At 74.7% G+C, this 2,430-nt stretch carries 2 protein-coding genes; one reads left to right on the forward strand and one right to left on the reverse strand.

Going from position 1 to position 2,430, the window contains the following annotated elements; translation table 11 throughout:
* Window positions 1–190: 190 nt before the first annotated feature.
* Window positions 191–1,030, reverse strand: coding sequence for a hypothetical protein (locus ACOV8S_RS29010; RefSeq protein ID WP_448321459.1), 840 nt, complete (start codon window positions 1,028–1,030; stop codon window positions 191–193).
* A gap of 129 nt (window positions 1,031–1,159) precedes the next feature.
* Between ACOV8S_RS29010 and ACOV8S_RS29015 the strand changes: the two genes are divergently transcribed.
* Window positions 1,160–2,098 carry a Ppx/GppA phosphatase family protein gene (locus tag ACOV8S_RS29015; protein ID WP_448321460.1) on the forward strand — a complete coding sequence of 313 codons (939 nt, stop codon included), beginning with the start codon at window positions 1,160–1,162 and terminating at the stop codon, window positions 2,096–2,098.
* Window positions 2,099–2,430 lie beyond the last annotated feature (332 nt).

Here is a 2,430-nt window from a genome sequence, read left to right on the forward strand (position 1 = left end):
ACGAGGCCCCGACGGCCCCGCCGTCCACCGGCTGACCGGGTAGTGGCCCGCACGCCCGGCCGCTGCCCGGTCGGCGGGCGAAGTCCAGGCACGGGTCACCCGTGAGGTTCACCGGTCCGGGGTCAGGTCGTGATCACCGGCGGGCGGGTCGGACCGCGACCGGCCGGCCTCGGGTGGCCGGGCCTCGGGATCAGACCGCCGGGTCCGCCGGGTGCGGGGCGAAGAGGGGGGCGGCGAGCCGGGCCTCGCAGAGTTCGACCAGGCGGTCGTACCCCGCCTTGCCCATCAGCTCCGTGAGCTCGGCCCGGTAGGAGACGTACACCGGCTCCCCCGCCCCGTGCGCCGACGTCGCCGACGTGCACCACCAGTGCAGGTCGTGCCCGCCCGGACCCCAGCCCCGCCGGTCGTACTCGCCGATGGAGACCTGCAGCACCCGCGTGTCGTCGGGCCGGTCGATCCACTCGAAGGTCCGCCGCACCGGCAGCTGCCAGCACACGTCGGGCTTCGTCTCCAGCGGCTCGCGCCCCTCGCGCAGCGCCAGGATGTGCAGCGAGCAGCCCGCGCCGCCCTCGAAGCCGGGGCGGTTCTGGAAGATGCAGGAACCCTTGTAGGGCCGGGTCTGCCGGGAGTCCTCGTCGTCCTCGGAGATCCACCCGCCGAGGACGCCCTCCGCGTGGTGCTGCCAGATGTCCGGGGTGAGCCGCTCGACGAAACCGGCGACCCGCTGCTCGTCCTCCTCGTCGGAGAAGTGCGCGCCCAGCGAGCAGCAGCCGTCCGCGGCGCGGCCGGCCTGGATGCCGTGGCAGCCGCTGCCGAAGACGCAGTTCCAGCGCGAGGTCAGCCACGTCAGGTCGCAGCGGAAGACCTGTTCGTCGTCCGCCGGGTCGGGGAACTCCACCCACGCGCGCGGGAAGTCGAGCCCCTTCTCGTCGTCCTCGGCGACGGGCACCTCGATCAGCGGCAGGGCCGTCCGCTTCGAGGTCTTGGCCGTGGCCGCCTTGTGGTCCTTCGCCTTCTTCGTCTTGGGCACGCGTCCAAGGGTAAGTGGAGTGGTCAGGACCGCACGGGCCCCGCGCTGCGTGAAACGTCGGGTTCCTCACAGTCGCCTCCTCCACAGTTCGGACGATTGCCGGAGCGGGCGCCGGTTACGTTTCCCCGTATGCGACTTGGTGTGCTCGACGTGGGCTCCAACACGGTCCACCTGCTGGTGGTGGACGCCCATCCCGGCGCGTGCCCGCTCCCCGCCCACTCGGTGAAGGAGGAGCTCCGGCTCGCCCAACTCCACGACGAGGACGGGGCGATAGGCCCCGCGGGCGTCGACCGGCTGATCCGGGTGGTGCGGGACGCGGCCCGCGCGGCCGAGGACAAGGGCGTCGAGGCGCTGCTGCCCTTCGCCACCTCCGCCGTGCGCGAGGCCCGCAACGCCGACGAGGTGCTGGAGCGCGTGCGGCGGGAGACCGGCGTGGGCCTGCGGGTGCTGTCCGGGGAGGACGAGGCGAAGCTCACCTTCCTCGCCGCCCGCCGCTGGTTCGGCTGGTCGGCCGGGCGCCTGCTGGTGCTGGACATCGGCGGCGGCTCGCTGGAGATCGCCTACGGCATCGACGAGGAGCCCGACGCCGCCGTCTCGCTGCCCCTCGGCGCGGGCCGGCTCACCAGCGCCTGGCTGCCGAGCGACCCGCCGGGACCCGAGGAGATACGGGCGCTGCGTCGTCACGTCCGCACCGAGATAGCCCGCAGCGTGGGGGAGTTCACCCGTCTCGGCAGCCCCGATCACGTGGTCGCCACCTCCAAGACCTTCCGCCAACTGGCACGCCTCGCGGGCGCCGCGCGCTCCGCCGAGGGCCTGTACGTGCAGCGGGAGCTGACCCGGGACGCGCTGGAGGCCTGGGTGCCCAAGCTGGCGGCGATGACCGAGCAGGAGCGTGCCGAGCTGCCCGGCGTCGCCGAGGGACGGGCCGGTCAGCTGGTCGCCGGCGCGTTGGTCGCCGAGGCGGCCATGGACCTCTTCGGCGTCGAGCGGGTCGAGATCTGCCCCTGGGCCCTGCGCGAGGGCGTCATCCTCCGCCGCCTCGACCACCTCGACCCCCTGGACCGCTAGGGCCCCCGGTTCCCGGGTCCCGCCTGGCTCCGGAGCCGCCCCGGGCTCTGGACCCCGCCTGCGGCACCGGGACCTGCCTGCGGCCCCTGCAGCACCCGCGTGCCGCGAGATCCGTCCCCGCTCCGAGCCTCCGAAGCTGGAACCCCGCCTGCGGTTCGGGGACCCGCTCCGAGACCTGCCAGCGTCCCCTGCCGCACCCGCGTGCCGCAGGAGCCGTCCCAGCCCCTCGGCTCCGGAACCCGCCCGGCGGGTCGGGGACCTGCCCTCGGGTCCGGGACCTGCCCGCGGCCCTTGCCGTCCCCGCGTGCCGCGGGAGCCGTCCCAGCCCGGGC

Source organism: Streptomyces sp. CO7, assembly GCF_053474865.1.

What these genes read in the sequence shown, in the direction of transcription:
- ACOV8S_RS29015 (WP_448321460.1), top strand. Translation starts at nt 1,160, where the DNA reads ATGCGACTTGGTGTGCTCGACGTGGGCTCCAACACGGTCCACCTGCTG.